We start from the raw sequence: 23,621 nt of genomic DNA on the forward strand, positions 1-23,621 counted from the left end.
CGTCGAGCAGGTCTCGAGTGTCGGTCGGCAGCGAGGCGGCTGCGCCGTCCACGAGGATGACCGGTGCTGACGTGGCACCTGCGGCGCCGGTGGCGGCGAGGGCGTCGGGGAACGTCCTTCCTGTCGCGATGAAGGCGTGGGTGGCTCCTGGGAAGACCCGGCGGACCAGCGCATTTCCCGTCTCATATCGGGAGGCGCCCCCGAGTCGCTCCACCGGCGCGATCGCCGTGAGCGCGCGTTCGACGCCAGCGCCGACCGCACCTTCGGAACCGGCGATGAAGATGGTCGAGGGGCTCAGCCGCGTGATCTCCGTACGCACGGCGGCAGGCAATGCCGTGCCCGGCGTGAGCAGCAGCGGTGCGCCGAGGCGTGCCGCGGCCGCGGCCGCGGACAGGGCGTCAGGGAAGTTCGCGCCGGTGGCGACGAAGACCGCATCCGTGCCCGCAGCGTACTTCTTCGACACGGCGATCGCGGTGTCGTAGCGGTCGTTGCCCGCAAGACGTGAGACCCCGGCGGGGAAGGAGATGTCGGCTGCGGTGCCGGTCTCCGACGGTCGCGTGACGTCGGCGGACGCGCTCATCCCGGTCGCGGTGAGCAGAGAGGCAGCGAAGACGACCGCGGCGAGAGCAGCGGGTACCGCACGTCGGGACATGGGAACTCCATCTTGTGGTGAACTGGCTGCGGCGTTCCCGCATGCCGCTCAGCGTAGCGGTCGAGTGCGCGCGCGTGGACAAACTGGGGAGAGCGGGAGGGGACGCCGCCGCGGGACGGGCTCCCAGCCACGCGCCGATACCATGGGTGGCATGGATCTTCTCGTCGTCGGGTCGGGCTTCTTCGGCCTCACCATCGCTGAGCGTGCCGCCGAAGCGGGCCGCAAGGTAACTGTCATCGACCGCCGCCACCACATCGGCGGCAACGCCTACAGCGAGGCCGAGCCCGAGACGGGGATCGAGGTGCACCGCTACGGTGCGCATCTCTTCCACACCTCCAACGCGACCGTGTGGGAGTACGTGAACCGCTTCACGTCGTTCACGAACTACGTCCACCGGGTCTACACGACGCACAAGGGCACGGTGTTCCCGATGCCGGTGAACCTCGGGACGATCAACCAGTTCTTCCAGTCGGCGTACACGCCCGATCAGGCGCGCGCGCTGGTCAAGGAGCAGGCGGGCGAGTTCGACGCCAAGACAGCTGCGAACTTCGAGGAGAAGGGCATCGCGCTCGTCGGACGTCCCCTCTTCGAGGCCTTCTTCCGTGACTACACCGCGAAGCAGTGGCAGACCGATCCGCAGAAGCTGTCCGGAGACATCATCAGCCGCCTCCCGGTGCGCTACACGTACGACAACCGCTACTTCAACGACACCTGGGAGGGCCTTCCCACAGACGGCTACACCGCGTGGCTGGAGCGGATGGCCGACCACCCGAACATCGACGTGAAGTTGAACGTCGACTACTTCGACGACGCGCAGCCGCTCAGCAAGAAGGCGACCGTCGGGCAGGTCCCCGTCGTGTACACCGGCCCGGTCGACCGCTACTTCGACTACGCCGAGGGCGCGCTGAGCTGGCGCACGCTCGACTTCGAGCAGGAGGTGCTGAACGTGGGCGACTTCCAGGGCACGAGCGTCATGAACTACCCCGACATGGACGTGCCGTACACCCGCATCCACGAGTTCAAGCACTTCCACCCGGAGCGCAAGGACGTCTACGAGTCGGACAAGACCGTGATCATGCGGGAGTTCTCGCGCTTCGCGGAACGGGAGGACGAGCCGTACTACCCGGTGAACACCCCGACCGACCGCGAGGGGCTGCTGGCCTACCGCGAGCTGGCCAAGGGCGAGCAAGACGTGCACTTCGGCGGCCGCCTCGGAACGTACCAGTACCTCGACATGCACATGGCCATCGGCTCGGCGCTGTCGCTCTGGAACAACACTCTCTCCTAGACTCGACATCGTGAGTCACGCTGCTGTCGGGGCGCCCGGGACGCCCCGGCGCTATCTGCATTCGCTGTGGCTGCTGTCCGCCCGCGACCTGAAGGTCCGGTACGCGACGAGCTCCCTCGGCTACCTGTGGTCGATCCTCGATCCGCTCGTGATGAGCGCGATCTACTGGTTCGTCTTCACGCAGATCTTCCACCGGAGCGTCGGTGAGGACCCGTACATCGTGTTCCTCATCGTCGCGCTGCTGCCGTGGGTCTGGTTCAACACCTCGGTGTCGGACTTCACACGGGCGTTCAAGAAGGACTCCCGCCTGGTCAGGTCCACCGCCATCCCCCGCTCCATCTGGGTGAACCGCATCGTCTTGAGCAAGGGCATCGAGTTCCTGTTCTCCATGCCCGTGCTCGTCCTCTTCGCGGTCTTCAGCGGGGCGCACGTCTCCTGGATGCTGCTCTGGTTCCCGGTGGCGATCCTCATGCAGACCGTCCTTCTCGTCGGACTCGGCCTCCTCGTGGCGCCGCTGTGCGCCCTGTACGCCGATCTCGAACGCACGACGGCGCTCATCCTGCGGGCGCTCTTCTACGCTTCGCCCGTGATCTACAGCTTCCGCGACCTCCCCGCGCCCTTCGACATCATCGGGGCGTTCAACCCGCTCGCGGGCATCTTCACGCTGTACCGGGTCGGCTTCTTCCCCGACCTGTGGGAGCCGATGCCGGTTCTCATCAGCGCGGTGATGTGCGTGGGCATCCTCGCGCTCGGGATGTGGACGTTCGGCCGTCTCGAGCGCCCCGTGCTGAAGGAGCTGTGATGGCACCGGCGATCGAAGTCCAGGGGCTCGGCGTTCATTTCCGACGGAACAGGCGAGGACGCCGCAGTTTCAAGGACCTGTTCGCCGGAGCCTCGCGCAGGTCGCGCCCCGGCGAGTTCTGGGCGCTTCGCGACGTCTCCTTCACCGTGCAGCCCGGGGAGTCCATCGGGGTGGTCGGGCGCAACGGGCAGGGCAAGTCCACGCTGCTCCGGCTCGTCGCGAAGGTGCTGCTCCCGGATGAGGGCACCGTCTCGGTGAACGGGGGAGTCGCCCCCCTGATCGAGATCACCGGCGGATTCGTCGGCGACCTCACCGTGCGCGAGAACGTCCGTCTGACCGCGGGCCTGCACGGGATGTCGCGCGACGAGGTCTCTCGGCGCTACGACGACATCATCGCCTTCGCGGAACTCGCCGGGTTCGAGGAGACTCCGTACAAGCACCTCTCCAACGGGATGAAGGTGAGGCTCGCGTTCTCGGTCGTGTCGCAGCTCGACGAGCCGATCCTGCTCGTCGACGAGGTGCTCGCCGTCGGCGACAAGGCGTTCCGCGACAAGTGCTACAAGCGCATCGACGAGCTGCTCGCCGAAGGGCGCACGCTCTTCTTCGTCAGTCACAACGAGCGCGACCTGCGACGTTTCTGCACCAGGGGGCTCTACCTCGACAAGGGAGCGCTGGCGCTCGACGCCCCGATCGCCGAGGTGCTCGACCGCTACAACGCCGACTACGCGGTGTAACGAGCGCGATCCCGACGGACCACGACCGCCTCCGGCTCAGAGTCCGACCACTGTCCTCAGCTGCTGGACGGACGCCCTGGCCGCATCCACGGCCGCGGAGACGCCCGACTGGTTCGAGATCGCCGTGCGCAGCTGCGTGAGGCGCTCGCTGTACGCCGACACCCCGTCGTGCCAGGCCGCATCGATCGATGACGGCGGCCGGGCATCCGAAAGCCCCTGCGCGTCCAGTTGGAGCGTGTCGACGACGGAGAGGGCGTCCTGCCCGCTCGACCCGGCGATGATGTCGAGGCCGCGAGGAGCGGCGCCCAGCGGGCCGCTCACGCGCTCGCGGAAGACCTCGAGGCTGGGGTCTGCGACGGGCGGTGGGGTCACCATCGGGGTCTGCGTCGGCTCCGGTACGGCGGAGGGCGTCGGAGAAGCGGTCGGGGTCGCCGTCGGGGTGGGCGATGCGGAAGCGGAGGGCGAAGGGGAGGCGGACTCCGACGGCGGCGTGTTCTCGCCGCGCGGCACCAGGAAGAAGAGGAGGGCTCCGACGATCGCGAGCGCCGCGACGACGAGCCCCACGATGAGCCAGACTCGTCCCGTCCTCTTCGGCTGCGGGGGCAGGGGAGCCCAGCGCAGCTCCGGCGCCTGTTCGTCCATGCTTCACGCCTCCAGAGGGGGCATGGGCTGCCAGGTGCGGTCGCGGCCCGCCTTACCCCCGTCGCGGATGCCGCGGAAGAGGTTGCTCGTACCGCGCACGGTCCGCTCGACGAAGACGAGGCGGATGAGCTCCTTGAAGAAGGTCGCCGCGGTGCCGAGGCCGAACAGCACGGGGTTGTAGACCCCGTGGACACGGTAATACTGCTTGATGAAGCCGCGGTTGCGCATGATGTAGTAGCGGTAGGCGTTGCTCGACGCGTTCATGTGGCGGATGCCCATGTCCCACTGCTTGATCTCACGGGTGCGACGCAGCACGAATTCGTCGACGATCACCGCGGTGGTCAGACGCGAGGCCAGCCACCCGTACATCTGGTCATCCCAGTAGATGAAGAACCGGGGGTCGGGCAATCCGATCTGCTGCACGATCGAGCGGTGGATGAACATGCCCTCGAAGCATCCGCTGTTCATCTCCTTGTATCCGGTCTCGTCGAAGCCCGACGGGGCGAACGGGATCGGGATGCCCATGCGCTCGGCGATGCGGTACTGCCAGTAGAACTCGCTGCCGTCGTAGTCGAAGCGGCGTCCCTGGATGCTCTTGAACCGGCTGCTCCAGGCGCCCATCTTCGCGAGACCCTCGGTGAGGACCTCGACGTCGTCGTCCATCATCCAGATCCACTCGGAGCCGAGTTCGTACGCGGTGCGCATGCCCTCGCTGAAGCCGCCGGAGCCGCCGGTGTTGGTGTCCAGTCGTCGGTACACGATCTCGGTGCCGATGTCGTCGCGGAACGACTCGACCACGTCGGTCGTGTCGTCGGACGAGGCGTTGTCGATGATCACGACGCGCCCCGGTTTGGGGTCCATCGCGGTGATGCTGGTCAGCAGGCCCGAGAGAAGGTGGGAGCGGTTGAAGGTGACGACGACGATCGTCGCGGACTTCGGGTCGAATGCAGCGGGAGCCGCGGTCATGCCTTCTCCTCGAAGATCTTCTGCCAGGACTGGGGGGAGACGAGATCGGGGAGCGCCTGCCGATACTGCTTCTGCAGCTCGGGCCAGCGGCGGCGCAGTTCGGCGTGCAGCCGCAGCGTCTCTCGCAGCATCCGGCGGTACTTCGCGCGGTCACGCGTGTAGATGTTCTTGCCTGACCCGTCGGCGGCGCTCACGAGGGCGCTGTCGAAGGCGGGGACGCGCCACCAGTGCGCATCCTCCTTGCCGAACTCCACCTCGGGCTGGGCGACGTTGGCAGGATTCGGACGGTGCAGGAAGTGCGACGCGAGCGTGGCGAGGGTGAACCAGCGCAGCCGGAGGCCCTTCGGGTTGTCCAGATCGTTCTTGTCCAGCTGCTTGTACACCTGACGCCCGCGCCGCGAGTGCAGCACCGTCGACGGGTCGCGATGCACGACGGTCTCCGGGAAGTCCGCGGCGAGGGCGCGCGCTGCGGGCATCGCGGTGGCGAGGTCTCGGCGCAGGTGCTCCGGACCGGAGAGCACATCCTTCAGCGCCCTGGCGCGAAGGGCAGCCGGGTAATACTGCATCATCATGAGGTGCTTGAGGTCGACGCGTCGGCTGTGCACGATGAGGCGACCCCCACGGGGGGCGTTGGAATGCAGCAAGCCCGCGACGATGCGGTTGCGCGCGTGGAAATACGCCTGCCAGTCGATCGTGTCGTCCTTGTTGACCCAGGCGACGTGCCAGAGCGCGACTCCCGGCATCGACACGGTCGGGAAACCCGCTTCTCCGGCGCGCAGGCAGAACTCGGCGTCGTCCCACTTGATGAAGGCCGGAAGCGACAGACCGACCTTCCGGACGGCGTCGAGCGGGATCAGGCACATCCACCAGCCGTTGTAGTCGGCATCCATGCGCATGTGCAGGAGAGTGGACTGACGGAGGTTCGAGACGCCGAAGTCGTGCGGCATCTTCTCCTGATAGAGGTTGCGCCACATGAAGGGGCCCTCGTCGACGACCTCGGCCCAGCCGTGCAGCTTGGGGCGATCGAGCAGGTCGAACATGTGCCCGCCGACGAGCAGCGGACTGGTCGCGTACTGACCGAACACGATCGAACGGCGCAGCGATTCGGGTTCGAGCCGCACGTCGTCGTCGAGGAGCTGGACGAAGTCGCTCTCCGGACGCTGCAGCGCCTCATGCATGGCACGGGCGAATCCGCCGGAGCCGCCAAGGTTGTCCTGCCGGATCACCTGCAGAGTCTCCCCGAGACTCGCGGCGACGTCGTCGTAGCCGTCCTGGTCGGCGACGAGCCGGTTGCCCTGGTCGACCAGGAAGATCCGGTCGACGAACTCCAGTGCGTCGGGGGATGCGGCCAGCGCGCGCAGCGTCTCGACGCAGTAGTCGGGCTTGTTGTAGGTCGTGATGCCGAGCGAGGCCTTGCCGGTCCGCGCGGGCTCCTGCTCTGTGGTCCATACGGCGCCCTCGAGCACGGCCGGCTTCTCGTCGGCGACGATGTCGAACCAGATCCACCCGCCGTCGCTGTACTGCGTGAGCTCGAGGTCGAAGGACGTCGATGACTCGCCGGTCACCTCGCGGGTGGCGACGCGCTGGCGGACGCCCGACCCGTTGGAGCGGTAGACCAGGATGGTGGCGGGTCCTGTGGTCCGCACGGTGAGCCGCACGTCGCGCACGCTCGTCCAGTGCTGCCAGTAGGAGGCGGGGAACGCGTTGAAGTAGGTCCCGAGCGAGACGCGACGCCCTGCCACGATGCGTGCGCGGTGGCGTCCGAGGATGTTTCCGAGGTGCGCACGATTGGACACGCGCACGGGCTCGTTCTCGATCACCGACCACGTCTCCGGGTCGGCGTAGAGGGGGAGCAGATCGGGGTCGCGATCAAGTGGGAAGACGACGTTCTGAAGGACGTGAGCCACTGGGAGGTTCTCCGATGTTGATGCCACAGGCCGCCGTCGGAGGACGGCGCGGGATTCGACGAGCAGTGAGTAGCCTACCGTCGATGACCTCTGGATCTGCGGAGAGCCTCCCGCCGGGCGACGAGACGCACTGGCTAGACTGACCGCGATGAAGGTACTGATCACCGGCGGTGCCGGCTACATTGGCGCGACTGTCGCGACGGCATGCATCGAGGCAGGGATCGAGGTCGTGATCCTCGACGATCTCTCCACCGGGCTCAAGGCCTTCGGCGAGGGGCGCGATCTCTACATCGGCGACATCGCCGACCGTGCCGTGCTCGACACGCTGCTGGCCGATCACCCCGACATCGACGCGGTCATCCATTGCGCCGCGCGGATCGTTGTCCCGGAATCCGTCGCGGACCCGCTCGGGTATTACGACGCGAACGTCGGCAAGACGATCACGCTCCTGCAGGGGCTGCGCGACGCGGGGATCCCCCGGATCGTGTTCAGCTCCTCGGCGGCGGTGTATGCGGGCGAGTCCGGCGAAGGCGTGGACGAACACGGCAGCCTCGCGCCGGCGAGCCCGTACGCGGCGACCAAGGCCATGATCGAGCAGATCCTCGACGACTCCGCGAGAGCGGGGGACTTCCGTGCCATCGCGCTGCGCTACTTCAATCCGATCGGAGCGGACCCGCGGCTGCGCACCGGGTTGCAGAACCCGACCCCCTCGCACGCCCTGGGCCGGATCATGCAGGCACGCGCGTCCGGGGAGCCGTTCACGATCACCGGCACCGACTGGGCGACGCGGGACGGGACGGGGCTTCGGGACTACATCCACGTCTGGGATCTGGCTCTCGCGCATGTCGCGGCAGTGCAGAGGTTCGACCAGGTCGCAACCCCTGACGCGCCCTCTCAGGTGATCAACCTCGGCACAGGAGCCGGGGTGACGGTTCGCGAACTCATCAGCGCCTTCGAGCGCGTCACCGGAGAGCCGCTCCCCGTGGTCGAGGCCGCCCGCCGCCCGGGTGACCAGGCGGGCGCGTACGCGATCGTCGACCGCGCGGCCGATGTGCTCGCCTGGCGTGCGGAACGCTCGGTGGACGACGGCGTGCGCGACGCGATCGCGTGGGCGGAGAAGCTGCGCTCGCTGGGCTGACGCCTCCCCGAGCGCGCGCCACTACTGCTGTGGGCGGAGTGTCGGGATCGCCCCGGTGTGCGCGGCATCGATGTTCTCGCGCCACGACCGCGACTGCCCGGCGCGCAGCGCGCAGAGAACCAGCATGAACCACCCCGCACCGACCAGGGTGAAGCTCTCGAACATCGAGTCGACGGCGAGGGTGACGAGCATGATCGGTGTCCAGGCGTAGACGACGGACCGCCGAGCGCTCGCCACCAGCCACGACCGGATCAGGGCCACTCCACCGAGCAGCAGGAACAGCACCAGCCCTGCCCAGCCGAGCTGGAGGAGCACGTCGAAGAACGCGTTCAACGCGCTCTGGTGGTGGTCGTCGAGCTGGAAGTTGATGAACGTGAACGGGTATTCGCCGCGGGCCCAATCGCCGAACCATCCCCACCCCTGGATCGGCTTCAGGGCGACGAAGTCGAGGATCGTGTTCCACAGCGACGCCCGGATCGAGAAGTCGGACCCGGCGTCGAGCAGCGCGATGATCTGGTGGCGGAACGCGAAGGCGATCACGAGAGCGAGCGCGACCAGGGCTCCGAGCATCCACTGGACGACGTTGCGCCGGTGCGGCGCGGTGTGCCGCACGATCGTGAGGGCGAGCGTGACGATGCCGACGGCGACGGCGAGCACGAGCACGGTGGGGGAGGCGGAGAGGAATGCCAGCGCCCCGGCGAGCCCGATCGAGACGACGGCGAGCGGCGGATCCACGGACTGCGTGCGCCACTCGATCACGAACGTGATGAGCGCGATGACTGCGATGAATCCCATCATGTTACGGCTGCCGAACAGGCCCTGGATCGGACCGCCCTCCGCCAGATCGCCCTGGATGGAGAGGAACGTGAAGGGGACGTCGAGCAGGATGCCCGAGAGGATCTCGAGTCCGAGCGAGGCGCCGAGGAGGACGCGCAGCGTGTCGCCGATCGCACGTACGGTCTGCAGCGTGTCACGGATATGGCCGATCGTGATCGCCAGGAAGGCGAATCCGAACAGGGACATCCACCCGAAGAACGTGTCGGAGCGATCCGTCGTCCACACCAGGCTCACCAGCGCCCAGCCGAGGAAGGCGAAGAGAGACGAGGGAGCGATCCTCAGCGGAGAGAGCTCTTCGCGACGGACCCAGAGGATCGCGGCGCCCAGGACGCACAGCACGGTGATGACGGCGGCCAGTGTGACGCCCGAGGCCATCCGCTCGATCGCGAAGGAGCCGAAGACCGCGGTCAGAGCGGCGAGGGTGAAGGCCCGCGCGAACTCCGCCGAGCCGAGGAGGCGCACGAGAGGACGCGCCGACGTCACGGCACCCGCCGTTGCCGCGTGCCGCGTTCGAACACGAGGTCCCGCTCTCCGACGCCCACGAGCGGCACGGACTTGAGCTTGAACGACAGCAGGACCACGAGCATCCACCCCCACAGCATGATCGGGGTCGATTCGGAGAACCCCTGCACGAGCAGCACCACCGTGAAGAGGCTGGGGAGCAGGGTCAGCGGCGAGAAGGGGCGCCCGGCATCGAGGTCCCATCGCGGGCGGTCGACGGCGAAGAACCAGGACCGCCAGAGCATGCTCAGGTAGGCGACGCCCATCAGGACCACCCCGACGACGCCGAGTTGGAACAGCACGTCGAGCCACATGTTGTGGGCGTGGAAGACCGTGATGTCGTGGTCGGTGATCCAGCGGTCGAACGCAGGATCGGTCGGGATCCACGGGCTGGAGAAGCCGTTGCCGAAGATCGGGTGATCTCTCACACGCTCGAGGACCTTGGCCCAGATCAGGTCGGATCTGCCGGTCAGGTCGGAGCTGCGCCCCACGAGACCGAGCAGCTGGTCACGCAGCAGCCACGCGGCGGCCGCCGCCACGGAGGTGCCGCCGATCGCGATCACGTAGATGCGGGTTCGCGCACCGGGAGTGCGCGCCCGTCGCATCAGCAGTGCGACCACGAGGACCACGAGCGACGCTGCGGCGCACGCGAGCGCGGTGACCGAGGACGTGCGGAACAGGAAGTATGCCGCGAGAAGCATCCACAGTGCGAGTGTGGTGCGCCAGCGAGCGCGAGCGGCGAACAGCACACCGAAGGTGATGATCGCGAACAGGGAGATGATCGCCAGCAGGTTCGCATTGCCCACGATGCCCTGGATGCGTCCACCGTCGAACAGGTTGTCGCGCACCCAGTACCACTGCGGGTCGATCTCGCCGTCCGGCAGCGTCACGAAGTTCGGCAGCAGCGGTCCGTGCAGCACGAGGGAGACCCACAGTTCGATCGCCAGCGAGAGGCCGAGGATCCACTTGAAGGCGGAGGACAGCGCCCGCACGATCTCGTGCCACGTGAGCACGTGCGCGATGAACAGGCCGTTCACGGTGACCGCCGCGAGCAGGACCCAGGTGATGAGGGTCGGCCCGCGCCACTGGGACCAGGCGACCGACAGGAGGGCGAAGGCGACATAGCCGACAGCCGTCCACGGAAGGCGTCGCCAGCGGAACGCCTGCGGTCTGTTGCGAGTGAGCATCGGGACGCCGATGCCGATCGTCGCGAGGGTGAACACGACGAGGACGACGGCGGCCCCCTCGATGCCGAGGAGGTTGTACACGGCGCTGTGCGCGAACGTCGCGATGAGGACGAGGATCACGTAACCGCGCAGCAGGAGATGCCCCGTCGACTCGCGCTCCGGCGCCGAGGGCGGGGCTGTCACCGGGTGCTTGGTGTACTGGGCCATCGCGTTCAGGCTACCGCGCCGCGCTCCCGGCATCCCTGAACGCCGCAGCGCGGCTCTACGCTGGGGGACATGCTGCTGAGCCTGACGAATGAGCCCCGCGACTACGCCTGGGGCTCCGCCTCCCTCCTGGCCTCCCTCGAAGGGCGTGCGCCCACCGGTGCACCCGAAGCCGAGGTGTGGTTCGGAGACCATCCGGGTGACCCCGCCGATGTGGTGGGAGGCGGCACGCTCGACCAGGTCACCGGTGGCTCCCTCCCGTACCTTTTTGAAGCTGCTCGCCGCGGCGCGGCCGCTCGATCCAGGTGCACCCGACGATCGCACAGGCACGGGCGGGGTGGGAGCGCGAACTCGGGCTCCCCGCGGACGACCCGCAGCGCAACTATCGCGATGACAACCACAAGCCGGAGCTCATCGTCGCCCTCAGCGAGAGGTTCGAGTCTCTGAGCGGTCTGCGGCCGATCGACCGCACCGTCGCCCTGCTCGGCCTCCTCGGCAGCGGCGAGGAGTCGCCCAGCTGCGTGCGCGTCTCGAATCCGCCGGCGACCCGCTGCGCGACGCGATCGGATGGCTTCTCGGCGGTGAGGCGCAGCGCGAGGTCGACCAGATCATCGAGGCCGTCGTCGCGGCCGCCGAGCGCGACGACGCGGGGGAGTGGAGTGCGAACCTCCGCGCGATCGCGGATGTGGCGAAGACCTATCCGCGCGATCCCGGGGTCGTCGTCGCCCTGCTCATGAACCATGTCGTGCTGCGTCGCGGCGATGGTCTCTTCCTGCGTGCCGGTCTGCTGCACGCGTACCTCTCCGGGCTCGGCGTCGAGATCATGGCCGCGAGCGACAACGTCCTGCGCGGCGGCCTCACCCCGAAGCGCATCGACGTGCCGGAGCTCCTCGCCATCCTCGACACGTCTCCCGGTGAGGTGCCGGTGCTGCGGCCTGCGGCAGGGGAGGTCGTCACCGAGTACCCCGTTCCGGTGCCGGACTTCGCGTTGACGCGCATCACGCTCGACGGCGATCCGGTGGTGATCGAGGTCGCCGGACCGACGATGGTCCTCGCCACCGCAGGCTCCGTCGTCGTCACGTCGGCGACGGGGAGGAGTTGGCGCTCGCGGTCGGGACGACGGGCTTCGCGAGCGCGGACGAATCCGCTCTCACTCTCTCGGGTGTCGGCGAGGCCTTCGTCGCGAGCCCTGGGCGCTGAGCGGGCGCTCCGCGTGGTGTCGCGACACGCCGACGATTCGCCGTGAACCTTCAAGACTCGCTTGAGGGTTTACGATCCGCGACTTGACCGCAGCGAATGACACGGGTGTAATTAGTCATGCGCACGGCCCGCCAGGGGGGCGGATTGAAGGGTTGGAGGTCGAGATGACGGGTTACCGTTCGGAAGTGCCGGAGAACTGGTTCGTCGACCCGGTCAACCTCGGAGTTCCCGGTGTGCGTCGTGCAGACGCCACCGATGATGACAACGCTCTCGCCTGGCAGAGCGATGCGCTCTGCTCGCAGACCGACCCCGAGGCCTTCTTCCCCGAGAAGGGCGGCTCGACCCGCGATGCCAAGCGCATCTGCACCACGTGCGACGTGCGCAGCGAATGCCTCGAGTACGCGCTCAACAACGACGAGCGGTTCGGCATCTGGGGCGGACTCTCCGAGCGCGAGCGTCGTAAGCTCAAGCGCCGCGCGAGCTGACGCTCCCGTCGGGTTTCTGTAGGGATCCGGCCGACGTGACGTCGCGCGGTGAACGCGCTCGCGCCGAGGGCCTCCGTGCGACCCGGATCCCGCGGCTTCGCGGGCGCGCCGCGTCCACTGCTCCGGCCCCACGCGGAGCGCGCATAGGCTGACGACGTCATGCCAGCCCGTGTTCACGCCATCATCGTCGCGCGCCCCGGATCCTCTTCCCGCGCGCAGCTCCTCCGCACTCTCGAAGCACTGCGCTCCCAGACCGCCCCCGTCGATGCGGTGACTCTCGTGATGTGCGGCGATGCCTCGTCTGCGCGGGAGAGCGAAGCCGTCGCCGCGACCGTCGAGGGCATCATCGAGGCGCGCGCCACGACGTCCTTCGCCGAGGCGGTCGAACTCGCGCGACCCCGGGTGTCCGAAGGGTCCGCGATCTGGTTGCTGGCCCAGGACACGGCGCCCCATCCTCGCGCCCTCGAGCGACTTCGCGGCATGTTGGAGCGCTCGCCCTCCGCGGCTGTCATCGCGCCCAAGCTGGTCGCGACAGACAACGACAGGGAGATCGTGTCGCTCGGGGTCAGCATGACCGCGCTGGGTCGCTCGGTCGAGCTCGCCGCGGGAGAACTCGACCAGGGACAGCACGATCGGATGGACGACGCGCTCGGATCCGACATCCGCGGCATCCTCATCCGTGGTGAGGTCCGAGACGCGCTGCGCCCCGATCCGGCGCTCGCGGGAGCCGACGAGGGGCTCGACCTCGGCGTGCGCGCGCGCCTGGGGGGAGGCCGCGTCGTCCTCGCGCCGAGTGCGAGGATCTCCGTGGCGCCCGATGGCCCCGCCGCCTTGCCCTCGGGCAGATTCCGTCGCGCCTACGTCACCCGGCTCGCGCAACTGCACCGTCGTCTGGCCTATGCGCCGGCGGTCGCTGTGCCTTTCCACTGGCTGAGTCTGCTTCCTCTCGCTCTCTGGCGCTCCGCCGCCGACCTCATCGGCAAGCGGCCGGAAGCCGTCCTGCCGGAATGGGGCGCGGCGCTGACCGCGATGCTCCGGATCGGGGCGATCACGCGGTCGCGGTCTCGTATCCGTGCGTTCCGCTCGTCCAGCTGGGCGAGCATCGCACCATTGCGCGTGACCTCCTCGGATCTGCGGCGACGCCTCGACGACGGTCATGGGAGCGAGGGCGGCGCCGTGAGCGAGCTCCGCTTCTTCTCCGGGGTGGTGCATGGGTCGTGCTCGCGGCTCTCGTGGTCAGCATCGCCTCTTTCACGACGCTGCTGGCCTGGCCTGCGCTCGGCGGCGGGGGACTGCTGCCGCTGCGGCAGACCGTCGCAGCGCTGTGGAGCGACGCGGCGTGGGGGTGCGTGGAACCGCGGTCGACCTCATCGGTCCCGCCGATCCGTTCGCCGCTGTCGTCGCGGTGCTCGGCACCCTGTGGCCGGGCGCTCCGTCGTTCGCGATGGTTCTGCTGTGGGTCCTCGCCCTTCCTCTCGCCGTGCTCGGCGGGTGGTTCGCCGCGACCAGGGTGACCGACCGATCGGGGCTGCGGATCTTCGCCGGTGTCGCGTGGGCCCTCGCGCCCACATTCCTGACGGCGCTGGTCGACGGACGCCCGACGGCTGTCCTGGTCCATCTGCTGTTGCCATGGCTGTTCCACAGCGCGGTGGTGGCGCACCGTTCCTGGGGTGCGGCCGGGAGCGCCTCGCTCCTGCTCGCCGCCGTCAGCGCGTGCGCACCGTCCTTGGTGCCCGCTCTCGTGCTGCTCTGGGTGGTGGCGATGGGCATCGTGCTCGGTACCGCACAGTTCCGCGGGGCGGCACGGCTGTTGTGGGTGCCCGTGCCGACGGCCGCCCTCTTCGCTCCTCTCGTGTTCTGGCAGCTCGCGCACGGGACGCCTCTGGCGCTGCTCGGTGATCCAGGGTCGATCTGGGTCGGGCCGCAGGCTGCAGCGGACACGGCAGGTCGTCTGGCGCTCGCCACGGGCTTCCCGACCACGGATCTCGCCGGCTGGATGTCGCTGCTTCCCGCCCCGATCGCCGCCTGGGCACCGCTGCTGTGCGCGCCGATCGCCCTCCTCGCCCTCGGCGCGGCGGTCGCCCCGCGATGGCGCGCCGGGATCACGCTCCTCGTCGTCGCGCTCGCAGGTCTCGCGACCGCTTTCCTCGCCGTCGGGATCACCGTGAGCTTCGCCCAGGGCATCGGAGTGGCGATCTGGCCCGGTGCCGGACTCAGCCTGGCCTGGGCGGGGCTGGTGGGGGCCGCGCTCGTCACGCTGGACACGGCGATCACGCTTCCCCGGCTGCGCGCCCTCGCGACGGTCGTCGCTGCCGTCGCCCTCGGGATCTGCGCGGTTCCCGCACTCACCGCGTTCCACACCGAGCGCTCCGTCCTCGCGAACGGACCGGAGTCGACCCTTCCCGCTTACGTCGCGGCCCAGGCCGCCGGCGACCGTGACATCGCCACGCTCGTGCTGACCCCGCAGAACGACGGCGGTCTCGCGGTCGAGGCCGTCTGGGGCGCGAGCGAGACGCTCGGGTCGCAGTCGACCATGATCTCGACGGCGGTCGAGCCGCAGGGCGCCGACATCTCGACTCTGGCGGTCGACCTCCTGTCGGCCCGCGACTTCGATGCGCCGGGCGAACTCGCCGCGGCCGGGATCAGCTACGTGCTGGTGGCGCAGATCCCCGGCGGCGAAGCGGACAAGGCCCGCACCCTCCGCACCGCGGCGATCGCATCGATCGATCAGCGTCCTGGACTCGTTCATGCGGGAACGACCGATCGCGGCGTCCTGTGGCGGCTCGAGGCCGACGTCGACGTCGCCGGTCCGGCGAGCCTCACGAATGCGCAGCAGGGCACCGCTCGTCTCGTGATCACCATCCAGCTGATGGCGGTGCTGGCAGCATTGCTGCTGTCCATTCCGACGCGTGCCTCGCGGCGCGCGGCGCGGGCCCGATCACGCATCGTCGGCCGGGCCCCCGACGAGCCCCTCGTCCTGCCACGGCATGCGGAGGACAGGGCGACGCTCGACGAGGAGGCCCCTGTGGGTGCTGTCGACGATCCGCAGGACGAGGCGGCTCTGAACGACGAGGCGCTCGCACCGATCGCCGAACCTGTCGATGAGGAGCCGTCCGACCCGGAGGAGTCGTCACCGCCATCGGACGATGTCGACGAACCGAAGCCGACCACCGTGGAGGATGACCGATGAGCGGCTCTCGCGCATTCCGCGTCGCGGCGACCGGGGCTCGCGTCGTGACGGGACTCGTCGTGATCGCCGCGTGCGTCGTCGGCGTCACGGCCGCGGTGCATGCACCGTGGCCGATCATCGGCCACGACCCGGCTCAGGTCGAGGTGACCCCGCTCCCTGGCGACAACATCGTGGTGTGCAACGGTGACATGCGTGCGCTCGGACGTGACGCGGCAGATCCTTTGAGCATGGTCTCGGCCGGGCGGCCGGGCATCACCATCGGGGGAACCTCGGGAGATCCGTCCTCCGAACAGCTGGCGGTGCCGGATCTGCCCGGTGCCGGAGAGGTGAGCGTGTTCACCGGGGCGGTGGAGGGGCGTTCCGCGCCGTTGATCGCCGCGTCCGAGTCGGCGACGCTCGCGGCCGATGACCTCGCCGGGTACGCCGCGGCGGCATGCGGCACGCCGCGGCTCGACTCGTGGCTCGTGGGTGGCAGCACGGACACCGGCACCGAGGACATCGTGATCCTGACCAATGCCGCAGAGGTTCCGTCGACCGTGACGCTGACGGTGTACGGCGAGACCCGCGGAACGCGCACCGTCGTGGTTCCCGCACGGACCCAGGCTGCGCTTCCGCTGACCTCCGTCGCCGCGGGCACCGCCGCCCCGGTCGTCCGCGTCGAGGCCGCCGGTGCTCCGGTGCGCGCCGTGCTCCAGTCGTCGCTCGTGCAGGTCCTCGACCCGGCCGGGATCGACCTGCAGGATGCGGTGCCCGGTCCACAGCAGCGGCTCGTGCTCTCCGGGGTGCAGGTGTTCGCCGCGAACGGGGACGACGCGGAGATGGCTGTCCTGCGAGTGCTGTCCCCTGGGGCCGACGCCCGCGTGCAGGTCAGGGTCACACCCGAAGGTTCATCGAGCGCCGTCGACGAGTTCACCGTTCCGCTCGAGCCCGACATGCCGGCCCAGGTGTCGCTCAGCGGCCTCGAACCCGGGGCGTACACAGTCGATGTCGTGGCCGATGCGCCGGTCGTGGCGGCTCTGCGCCAGCAGGACGGGTTCGGTCAAGGGTCCGATTTCGCATGGATCACACCGGCTCAGGAGATCGACGACGACGTCCTCTTCGCGGTGCCAGCGGGTCCCTCACCCCGGGTCCAGGTGGTCAACGCATCGGACCAGGACGCGACGGTGACGCTCGAGGCCCTGGACAGCGGACAGCCGGAGGAGGTCACTGTGGCGGCGGGGCAGAGCGTGGGGCTCGAGGTCAGTGCCCGTGAGACGTATCTGCTGCGCGCCACGGGGCCGGTCCACGCCGCCGTGACCCTCACCGGTCCTGGTGCGCTCGCGGTGCTGCCCCTGCAGGCGAACGCGGGTGTCGAGAAGGCGATCGCCGTCTACCCCTGAGCGTGCTCCGGCTTCCGCGTGGACAGCGGACGGTGGTCAATGCTCGTGACCGAGATCCCACGGCTCGCGGCCGACGTACTCGGCCGCCGCGCGGAACACGGCGCTCTCGATCGCCATCCGGCGGTGCGCGGCGTCGTCGTGCCCCGGGGAGCAACCGTTCGATCGGAAGGCGGAAGAGCACGATGCGCCCGCGTTCCCGATCGAGATACCAGCGCGGGACTTCTTCGGTCGCGTCGAAACCGGGGATCGCGCCGATCTCGAAGCGGACGTCCTGCAGCTCCGGCCACGTTCCACGGAGGAACTCGACGGCCGTGCTCACGGTCAGGTCGAAACGATCGATGCGTCCGTCCAGCGGCGCGAGCGGAGCCGGACGACCTCGCTCCGGCCGAGCCGTCCATGGCGTCCGTGTCGTGCACCGCGCCGTGGGGCGGCGGAGGCATGGGCGGCGCGACGACGGGGCATGACGAAAGTCTAGGCGGTGCCCGCGTGCGCGGCGCGGCATCCCGATCGGGGGACTCCAGGGACGTACTCTGACGGAGATGGACGGACGACTGTGCTCGAAGGTCGGCTGCGCGCGAGAAGCCGTGGCCACCCTCACCTACGACTATGGGGACCAGATGGCGGCGCTCGGTCCGCTGGGCGCCGCGAACGATCCCCAGGCCCATGACCTGTGCTCACCGCATGCCGACCGACTCTCGGTGCCGGCCGGGTGGCTCGTCGTGCGCCACGAAGCCCTTCGCGCCTGAGCATCACGCGTCGGACACACACGCGAGTCCGGCTGCGGCGTGATGGAAGAATGGGGAGATGCCTGAGCTCGAGTACCGCGTCGCCGATCTGTCCCTCGCCGAATCCGGCCGCCATCAGCTGCGGCTCGCCGAGAACGAGATGCCGGGACTCATGGCACTGCGCGAGGAGTTCGGGGCGACCCAGCCCCTGAAGGGTGCCAGGATCGCGGGATCCCTGCACATGACCGTGCAGACCGCCGTGCTGATCGAGACCCTCGTCGCGCTCGGAGCCGAGGTTCGCTGGGCGAGCTGCAACATCTTCTCGACCCAGGACGAAGCAGCCGCTGCGGTCGTGGTCGGCCCTCGAGGGACGGTCGACGCCCCGGCGGGCGTGCCCGTCTTCGCGTGGAAGGGCGAGACGCTCGAAGAGTACTGGGCATGCACCGAGCGGATCTTCGACTGGTCGGCATCGGGCGTCGACGGCCCCAACCTGATCCTCGACGACGGCGGCGATGCGACCCTGCTCGTGCACAAGGGCGTCGAGTTCGAGAAGGCCGGAGTCGTCCCCGACACCGCCGAGGCGGACTCGCACGAGTACGGGATCATCCTCGACGTCCTCCGCCGCTCGCTCACCTCGTCCTCCGACCGCTGGTCGAAGCTCGCCGAGGGTCTGATCGGCGTGACCGAGGAGACGACCACCGGCGTGCACCGGCTGTACGAGCTCGCCGCAGCAGGCGAACTGCTGTTCCCGGCGATCAACGTCAACGACTCGGTCACCAAGAGCAAGTTCGACAACAAGTACGGCATCCGGCACTCGCTTCCCGACGGGCTCAACCGCGCGACGGATGTGCTCATCGGCGGCAAGGTCGCTTTCGTCTGCGGCTACGGCGACGTGGGCAAGGGTGCGGCCGAAGCCCTGCGGGGTCAAGGCGCGCGTGATCGTGAGCGAGGTCGACCCGATCTGCGCCCTCCAGGCGGCGATGGATGGGTTCCAGGTGGCGCGCCTGATCGACGTCGCGGGCGCGGTCGACATCGTGGTCACCGGAACGGGCAACCGTGACGTCGTCACGACCGAGCACCTCCAGGCGCTGAAGCACCTCGCGATCGTCGCCAACGTCGGCCACTTCGACAACGAGATCGACATGGCGGGCCTCGAGGCGCTGGAGGGCGTCGAGAAGGTCGAGATCAAGCCGCAGGTCCACGAATGGCGGATGCCGACCGGACGCAGCGTCCTGGTGCTCAGCGAGGGTCGACTGATGAACCTCGGCAACGCGACAGGACACCCGTCCTTCGTCATGAGCGCGTCATTCACGAACCAGGTGCTGGCGCAGCTCGAGCTCTACACGAACATCGAGGCCTACCCGACGGGGGTGTACGTTCTGCCCAAGGCGCTCGACGAGAAGGTCGCGCGCCTGCACCTCGATGCGCTGGGCGTGCAGCTGACCACGCTCACCGACGCGCAGGCGGCGTACATCGGCGTTCCGGTGGAGGGCCCCTACAAGCTCGAGCACTACCGCTACTGACCCGAATCCGGTGCGGTCCGACGGATGATCAGACGCCGATCCGACGGCCCGTGAGCCTCTCGGTCCGACGGTCGGCGTTCTCCAGCGCGTCGCTCGCGCTCTCTGCGCAGCACCGTGATGCCCATGAGCACCTGCTCGGGCGGAACGGGCGGGACCGGTGAGACGAACGGGGTCGCCTCGGTCAGCAGCTCGAGGGCGACGCGCGCGGGGCATCGGGGAGCATGCGTGGTGCGCTCACCAGGAACTGCGAGATGCGACGAGCGAGTCGATCCGGCATCCGCGCGACGTCGGCGATCTGAGCCCATCCCGCCAGCGCAGGTGGGAGCACCGGCACGTGCGAGGGGAGAGCGGGCGTGCGGACGCGCTGGCTATAGGTGCCGGCGACGAGATCGCCCAGACGCTGCGATCGCGCGTTGAACGCCCCGGTGAGCACCGCGAGACCGCCGAAGGTCATGTAGATCTCCAGCACCCCGAGGAGGGCCCGGATGAACGCGTGTCGGAATCCTGCGGCACCTCCGTCGACGCGGACGATGCGGCCGCCGACGGCGAGCTTCCCCAGGCTGCGGCCCTTCAGCGCCACCTCCATCGTGATCGGCAGCACCACGAAGCTCACGACGAGCGCTGCGACCGTCGCGATGCGGTCGGTGGCCTCATCCAGCACACCGGCATCGAGGAGCCAGATGCGGAGGAAGAGCCACAGGATGAACACCGCGTAGCCGACGATCATGTCGATCGCGGCGCCGAGCGCTCGCAGCAGGAAGCCGACCGGTTGCACGTCGATCGCGACGGCTTCGCCGGAGAGCACCTCGTCGGAGACGTCGATCGGGACGGACATGAGTACAGTAAATCAGGTGGATGCCGATGCGCTGACCGATGCACGCCGCACCGAATGGGAGCGGCTCGAGGAGCTCAGCCGTGCGCGCCTCGACGGTGCAGGAGTCGACGAGCTGATCGTGCGTTATCGCGCAGCCTCGGCCGACCTCGCGGAGCTGAAGACGTCGGTGGGCGACACCCCGCAGGGGGCGTATCTCTCGACGATCCTGGTCCGCGCCAGACTGCGCCTGACCGGAGCTTCCGACAGCATCCTGACCCAGACCGCGCGATTCTTCCGGCTGCAGCTGCCCGCCGCTCTCTATCGCCTGCGGTGGACGACCCTGGTCATCGCGGTCGCCTTCGTCGCGATCGCCGTCGGTACCGCAGCCTGGATCGCGGGCGACCCGGCACTCGTGGCGACCCTCGGCCCGCCCGACGCGCTCGAGCAGTACGCGGACGAGAGCTTCACGGGGTATTACACCGAGAACCCCGCTGCGACGTTCATGGGCATGGTCTGGACCAACAATGCGTGGATCGCGATGCAGTGCGTGCTCTTCGGCGTCACCGGCATCTGGCCGGTGTACATGCTCGTGCAGAACGCCATGGGGATCGGCACCGCCGGCGCGGTGATGGCGGCGCATGACAAGGCGGACGTCATGGTGCTGTACATCCTCCCCCACGGCATGTTGGAGATGACCTGCATCTTCGTCGCCGCGGCTGCGGGACTGCACGTGTTCTGGGCCTGGGTGGCTCCCGGCCGCCGTTCGCGTGGTGAGGCCCTCGCAGAACAGGGAAGGGCGCTCGCCACCGTCGCGATCGGGTTGGTGTTCGCTCTGCTCCTCGCGGGCCTCGTGGAGGGTTTCGTCACGGGCTGGGCCCTGCCGTGGCCGGTGAAGATCGGGATCGGTGCCGGAGCGCTCGCGGTGTTCCTCATCTACATGCTCGTCGTCGGAGGCAGGGCGCACCGGCAGGGCGAGACCGGCGACCTGGTCGAGTACGAGGCGGGCACCCCGCGCCTCGTCGCGGGGTGAGCCTCTTCCTCCACCGCACCTGCGCCCGGTGGCCCCGCGCAGATGTCGGCGCGGGGCGACCGCGATCAGAGCCGTCCTGCGGCCTTGAGCTCGAGGTAGCGGTCGGCGATGCGCGGCGGGAGGTCGTCCGGGTCGGCGGATATCGCCTCGCCTCCGGCGCGCAGGATCGCTTCGGCGACGTTCTCCGCATCGCGCAGAGTCCGCTCGGCGGCTGCGGCGAGATACACGTCTTCGCGGGAGTCGCGTCGGCGGGCGATGGAGGCGATCCCGCCGTCCGTCACAGATCCGACCAGCACCGTGGTCGCGCGGGAGGCGTCGGGGGAACGCTCCGAGGAAACCTCTGGCCGACTCGGCCGCGTCCTGCGCCGTGAGCACGACGATCAGCGAAGGCCGCGTCGTCAGGGTGCGCACCGACGCGAACGCGCCGTGCCAATCCGTGTCCACCAGGCGGGCGTGCACGGGCGCCATCGCATCGCTCATCGCCGGAAGGAGCGCCGCACCGTCGACGCCGGTCACTCGACCGCGCACCACGCGGTCGTACATCAGCAGGTGCACGTGGTCTCCGGCACGGGAGGCGAGTGCGGCGAGCAGGAGAGCGGCCTCGAGCGACGCATCGACGCGGGTCCCGTCACCGACACGTGCAGCCGCGGTGCGCCCGGTGTCGATGATGATCACCACGTGCCGGTCGCGTTCCGGCCGCCACGTCCGCAGCATCGTCGTCCCCGCGCGCGCCGTGGCCCGCCAGTCGATCGAGCGCACGTCGTCGCCGCGCACGTACTCGCGGAGCGAGTCGAACTCGGTCCCCTGGCCGCGCACCTGGATGCTGGTGTTGCCGTCGAGCTCCCGCAGCCGGGCGAGACGCGACGGCAGGTGCTTGCGGGAGGAGAATGCGGGAAGCACCCGGATCGCTCCGCGGACGGAGTGCGTGGCCTGACGACCGGCGATGCCGAGAGGTCCACGCGAGCGGATCATCACGAACTCGCTGACCAGTTCGCCGCGGCGGCGGGGAGAAGCGGTATCTCCACGCGGCCGCGTTCGCCCGACGGCACGTGCAGTTGCTGTCGCTCGGTGGGCGCACCCGCCGTCGGCTGCCAGGCGTCCCTGAGCACCGCATGGAGCACCCTGGTCCCGTGGTTGTGGACGGCGACGCTCACGGGGACCCGCTCGCCCAGGCGCGCGCTTCGGCACCCGGCGGCTCACGGTCACAGAGCGAGGGCTGGCGGCGAGCACGAGGTCGATCGCGACGAGCACAGCGCACAGGCCGATCCACGCTCCCAGCACGGGGTACGCCGGATACCCCGCGAGTCCGGCGAGGACGAGCGGGACGATTCCGACGGCGAGAGCGACGGCGAGGCGGCCGGTGACGAACACCTAGATCGGAACCCTCGTCTGCTGGACCACGGACGTCAGCACGGCATCGGCGGAGACGCCTTCCATCTGGGCGTCCGGCCGCAACTGGAGGCGATGGCGCCACACGGGAACCAGCATGGTCTGCACATGGTCCGGAGTGACAGCCGACGAGGCGTTGAGCCAGGCCCAGGCTTTCGCCGCCGCGAGGAGCCCGGTCGAGGCACGGGGACTTGCCCCGAGCTCGACCGATGGCGACTGCCGCGTCGCCCTGGCCAGGTCGACGACGTACCCGAGCACGTCGTCGGTCACCTCGACGGCCGCGGAGGCCTGCTGCGCTGCGCGGATCTCCTCCGCCGACACCACGGCCTCGACACCGGTGAGCTCGCGGGGGAGAAGCCCTCGGCGTGTCGGCGGAGCACGGCCACCTCCGCATCGCGCTCGGGCATGCCGACCACGAGCTTCATCAGGAAGCGGTCGAGTTGCGCCTCGGGGAGCGAGTACGTGCCCTCGTGCTCGATCGGGTTCTGCGTCGCGGCGACGAGGAACGGATCCGGCAGGGCGCGACTGACGCCGTCCGCCGACACCTGACGCTCCTCCATCGCCTCGAGCAGTGCTGCTTGCGTCTTCGGCGGCGTCCGGTTGATCTCATCCGCGAGCAGGATGTGCGTGAACACCGGCCCCGCCCGGAAGTCGAACTCGCCGGTGCGGGCGTCGTACACGAGCGAGCCGGTGACGTCCCCCGGCATCAGGTCGGGCGTGAACTGGACGCGCTTGGTGTCGAGTCCGAGAGCGCGCGCGAACGAGCGGACCACCAACGTCTTGGCCACCCCCCGGCACACCCTCCAGGAGCACATGTCCGCGGGCGAGGAGAGACACGAGGAGACCGGTGACGGTTCCGGCCTGACCGACCACCGCCTTGTCGACCTCGGTGCGCACGCGATGCATGGCCTGACGGAGCGCGGCGTCGTCGGCGGTCTGATTCTCGGAGATCACGGGGTTCCCTCGGCTTCTCTGGAATGGATGGACGGGTGTGCGGTACGGATCATTCGTCGCCCCTGGTGGTCCGG

Annotated in this window: 20 protein-coding genes and 4 pseudogenes; 14 read left to right on the plus strand and 10 right to left on the minus strand. The window is 69.2% G+C overall.

Translation table 11 applies throughout. From position 1 onward, the window contains the following. Nucleotides 1-275: 275 nt before the first annotated feature. From G4G29_RS21675 to G4G29_RS07625, 4 genes are all read left to right on the plus strand, one after another. Complete coding sequence (locus G4G29_RS21675) at nucleotides 276-482, plus strand: hypothetical protein (protein WP_244632510.1); 207 nt, start codon at nucleotides 276-278, stop codon at nucleotides 480-482. Nucleotides 483-803: 321 nt separating this feature from the next. Then, complete coding sequence (gene glf / locus G4G29_RS07615; protein WP_183152369.1) at nucleotides 804-1,940, plus strand: UDP-galactopyranose mutase; 1,137 nt, start codon at nucleotides 804-806, stop codon at nucleotides 1,938-1,940. Between the two features lie 10 nt (nucleotides 1,941-1,950). Next, a complete protein-coding gene (locus tag G4G29_RS07620) occupies nucleotides 1,951-2,742 on the plus strand; it encodes an ABC transporter permease (protein ID WP_183152370.1) in 792 nt (263 codons plus the stop codon). Continuing rightward, nucleotides 2,742-3,476: an ABC transporter ATP-binding protein gene (locus tag G4G29_RS07625; protein ID WP_183152371.1), complete on the plus strand. Its 735-nt coding sequence runs from the start codon at nucleotides 2,742-2,744 to the stop codon at nucleotides 3,474-3,476. Before G4G29_RS07620 ends, G4G29_RS07625 begins: the two co-directional genes overlap by 1 nt. Before the next feature lie 36 nt (nucleotides 3,477-3,512). Here G4G29_RS07625 and G4G29_RS07630 read toward each other — a convergent pair whose 3' ends face one another. The 3 genes from G4G29_RS07630 to G4G29_RS07640 are packed head-to-tail and all read right to left on the minus strand — an operon-like array spanning nucleotide 3,513 to nucleotide 6,991. Next, a complete protein-coding gene (locus G4G29_RS07630) occupies nucleotides 3,513-4,118 on the minus strand; it encodes a hypothetical protein (RefSeq protein ID WP_183152372.1) in 606 nt (201 codons plus the stop codon). Between the two features lie 3 nt (nucleotides 4,119-4,121). Then, complete coding sequence (locus tag G4G29_RS07635) at nucleotides 4,122-5,084, minus strand: glycosyltransferase (RefSeq protein ID WP_183152373.1); 963 nt, start codon at nucleotides 5,082-5,084, stop codon at nucleotides 4,122-4,124. Continuing rightward, on the minus strand, nucleotides 5,081-6,991 hold the full coding sequence (locus tag G4G29_RS07640) for a glycosyltransferase (protein WP_183152374.1): 1,911 nt from the start codon (nucleotides 6,989-6,991) through the stop codon (nucleotides 5,081-5,083). The genes G4G29_RS07635 and G4G29_RS07640 overlap by 4 nt, the downstream gene beginning before the upstream one ends. Before the next feature lie 148 nt (nucleotides 6,992-7,139). Here G4G29_RS07640 and galE point away from each other — a divergent pair, with 148 nt between their 5' ends. Further along, complete coding sequence (gene galE, locus G4G29_RS07645) at nucleotides 7,140-8,129, plus strand: UDP-glucose 4-epimerase GalE (protein ID WP_183152375.1); 990 nt, start codon at nucleotides 7,140-7,142, stop codon at nucleotides 8,127-8,129. A gap of 21 nt (nucleotides 8,130-8,150) precedes the next feature. Here the strand turns inward: galE and G4G29_RS07650 are convergent, their stop codons facing one another. Further along, nucleotides 8,151-9,449 (minus strand): O-antigen ligase family protein, encoded by a 1,299-nt coding sequence (locus G4G29_RS07650; protein WP_183152376.1) that lies wholly within the window; start codon nucleotides 9,447-9,449, stop codon nucleotides 8,151-8,153. After that, a complete protein-coding gene (locus G4G29_RS07655) occupies nucleotides 9,446-10,861 on the minus strand; it encodes an O-antigen ligase family protein (RefSeq protein ID WP_183152377.1) in 1,416 nt (471 codons plus the stop codon). The genes G4G29_RS07650 and G4G29_RS07655 overlap by 4 nt, the downstream gene beginning before the upstream one ends. Before the next feature lie 302 nt (nucleotides 10,862-11,163). Here G4G29_RS07655 and G4G29_RS23920 point away from each other — a divergent pair, with 302 nt between their 5' ends. From G4G29_RS23920 to ahcY, 8 genes and pseudogenes are all read left to right on the plus strand, one after another. Beyond that, nucleotides 11,164-11,595: a type I phosphomannose isomerase catalytic subunit gene (locus tag G4G29_RS23920; RefSeq protein ID WP_345941167.1), complete on the plus strand. Its 432-nt coding sequence runs from the start codon at nucleotides 11,164-11,166 to the stop codon at nucleotides 11,593-11,595. Continuing rightward, nucleotides 11,544-12,104 (plus strand): hypothetical protein, encoded by a 561-nt coding sequence (locus G4G29_RS21685; protein WP_345941168.1) that lies wholly within the window; start codon nucleotides 11,544-11,546, stop codon nucleotides 12,102-12,104. Before G4G29_RS23920 ends, G4G29_RS21685 begins: the two co-directional genes overlap by 52 nt. A gap of 118 nt (nucleotides 12,105-12,222) precedes the next feature. Further along, complete coding sequence (locus tag G4G29_RS07665; protein ID WP_274601226.1) at nucleotides 12,223-12,543, plus strand: WhiB family transcriptional regulator; 321 nt, start codon at nucleotides 12,223-12,225, stop codon at nucleotides 12,541-12,543. Between the two features lie 159 nt (nucleotides 12,544-12,702). Then, nucleotides 12,703-13,377: pseudogene (locus tag G4G29_RS21690) on the plus strand (glycosyltransferase); the annotation flags it as partial. Nucleotides 13,378-13,882: 505 nt separating this feature from the next. Further along, nucleotides 13,883-15,733, plus strand: coding sequence for a hypothetical protein (locus G4G29_RS21695; RefSeq protein ID WP_244632673.1), 1,851 nt, complete (start codon nucleotides 13,883-13,885; stop codon nucleotides 15,731-15,733). Further along, complete coding sequence (locus G4G29_RS07675) at nucleotides 15,730-17,112, plus strand: DUF5719 family protein (protein ID WP_183152378.1); 1,383 nt, start codon at nucleotides 15,730-15,732, stop codon at nucleotides 17,110-17,112. Before G4G29_RS21695 ends, G4G29_RS07675 begins: the two co-directional genes overlap by 4 nt. Nucleotides 17,113-17,651: 539 nt before the next feature. After that, nucleotides 17,652-17,858 carry a DUF3499 family protein gene (locus tag G4G29_RS07680; protein ID WP_021199833.1) on the plus strand — a complete coding sequence of 69 codons (207 nt, stop codon included), beginning with the start codon at nucleotides 17,652-17,654 and terminating at the stop codon, nucleotides 17,856-17,858. Between the two features lie 58 nt (nucleotides 17,859-17,916). Next, nucleotides 17,917-19,360 (plus strand): annotated as a pseudogene (gene ahcY / locus G4G29_RS07685) (adenosylhomocysteinase). A gap of 181 nt (nucleotides 19,361-19,541) precedes the next feature. On the opposite strand, the gene G4G29_RS07690 reads toward ahcY, so the two are convergent. Beyond that, nucleotides 19,542-20,195, minus strand: a complete 654-nt coding sequence (locus G4G29_RS07690; RefSeq protein ID WP_244632511.1) for an RDD family protein — start codon at nucleotides 20,193-20,195, stop codon at nucleotides 19,542-19,544. A gap of 16 nt (nucleotides 20,196-20,211) precedes the next feature. Here G4G29_RS07690 and G4G29_RS07695 point away from each other — a divergent pair, with 16 nt between their 5' ends. Further along, nucleotides 20,212-21,204: a stage II sporulation protein M gene (locus tag G4G29_RS07695; protein WP_183152780.1), complete on the plus strand. Its 993-nt coding sequence runs from the start codon at nucleotides 20,212-20,214 to the stop codon at nucleotides 21,202-21,204. Between the two features lie 65 nt (nucleotides 21,205-21,269). Here G4G29_RS07695 and G4G29_RS23925 read toward each other — a convergent pair whose 3' ends face one another. The 4 genes and pseudogenes from G4G29_RS23925 to G4G29_RS07705 all read right to left on the minus strand — a co-directional run bounded on the left by G4G29_RS23925 (nucleotide 21,270) and on the right by G4G29_RS07705 (nucleotide 23,499). Further along, nucleotides 21,270-21,485: a hypothetical protein gene (locus G4G29_RS23925; RefSeq protein ID WP_309491638.1), complete on the minus strand. Its 216-nt coding sequence runs from the start codon at nucleotides 21,483-21,485 to the stop codon at nucleotides 21,270-21,272. A 325-nt stretch (nucleotides 21,486-21,810) separates the two neighbouring features. Next, nucleotides 21,811-22,176: pseudogene (locus tag G4G29_RS23930) on the minus strand (DUF58 domain-containing protein); the annotation flags it as partial. Next, the gene (locus G4G29_RS23935; protein ID WP_309491641.1) at nucleotides 22,176-22,358 is read right to left on the minus strand and encodes a hypothetical protein; all 183 of its coding nucleotides are present in this window, start codon (nucleotides 22,356-22,358) and stop codon (nucleotides 22,176-22,178) included. The gene G4G29_RS23935 and the pseudogene G4G29_RS23930, both read right to left, overlap by 1 nt. Nucleotides 22,359-22,575: 217 nt before the next feature. Continuing rightward, nucleotides 22,576-23,499 (minus strand): annotated as a pseudogene (locus G4G29_RS07705) (MoxR family ATPase). Nucleotides 23,500-23,621: the final 122 nt, after the last annotated feature.

The sequence above is a fragment of the Microbacterium sp. Se63.02b genome (assembly GCF_014171575.1).
Taxonomy (GTDB): Bacteria; Actinomycetota; Actinomycetes; order Actinomycetales; family Microbacteriaceae; genus Microbacterium.

Coding starts and splice junctions, on each gene's coding strand:
- G4G29_RS07665 (WP_274601226.1), top strand. CDS start 12,223: ATGACGGGTTACCGTTCGGAAGTGCCGGAGAACTGGTTCGTCGACCCG.
- G4G29_RS07625 (WP_183152371.1), top strand. CDS start 2,742: ATGGCACCGGCGATCGAAGTCCAGGGGCTCGGCGTTCATTTCCGACGG.
- galE (WP_183152375.1), top strand. CDS start 7,140: ATGAAGGTACTGATCACCGGCGGTGCCGGCTACATTGGCGCGACTGTC.
- glf (WP_183152369.1), top strand. CDS start 804: ATGGATCTTCTCGTCGTCGGGTCGGGCTTCTTCGGCCTCACCATCGCT.
- G4G29_RS07690 (WP_244632511.1), bottom strand. CDS start 20,195: ATGTCCGTCCCGATCGACGTCTCCGACGAGGTGCTCTCCGGCGAAGCC.
- G4G29_RS07655 (WP_183152377.1), bottom strand. CDS start 10,861: ATGGCCCAGTACACCAAGCACCCGGTGACAGCCCCGCCCTCGGCGCCG.
- G4G29_RS07630 (WP_183152372.1), bottom strand. CDS start 4,118: ATGGACGAACAGGCGCCGGAGCTGCGCTGGGCTCCCCTGCCCCCGCAG.
- G4G29_RS07635 (WP_183152373.1), bottom strand. CDS start 5,084: ATGACCGCGGCTCCCGCTGCATTCGACCCGAAGTCCGCGACGATCGTC.
- G4G29_RS21675 (WP_244632510.1), top strand. CDS start 276: ATGAAGATGGTCGAGGGGCTCAGCCGCGTGATCTCCGTACGCACGGCG.
- G4G29_RS07675 (WP_183152378.1), top strand. CDS start 15,730: ATGAGCGGCTCTCGCGCATTCCGCGTCGCGGCGACCGGGGCTCGCGTC.
- G4G29_RS07680 (WP_021199833.1), top strand. CDS start 17,652: ATGGACGGACGACTGTGCTCGAAGGTCGGCTGCGCGCGAGAAGCCGTG.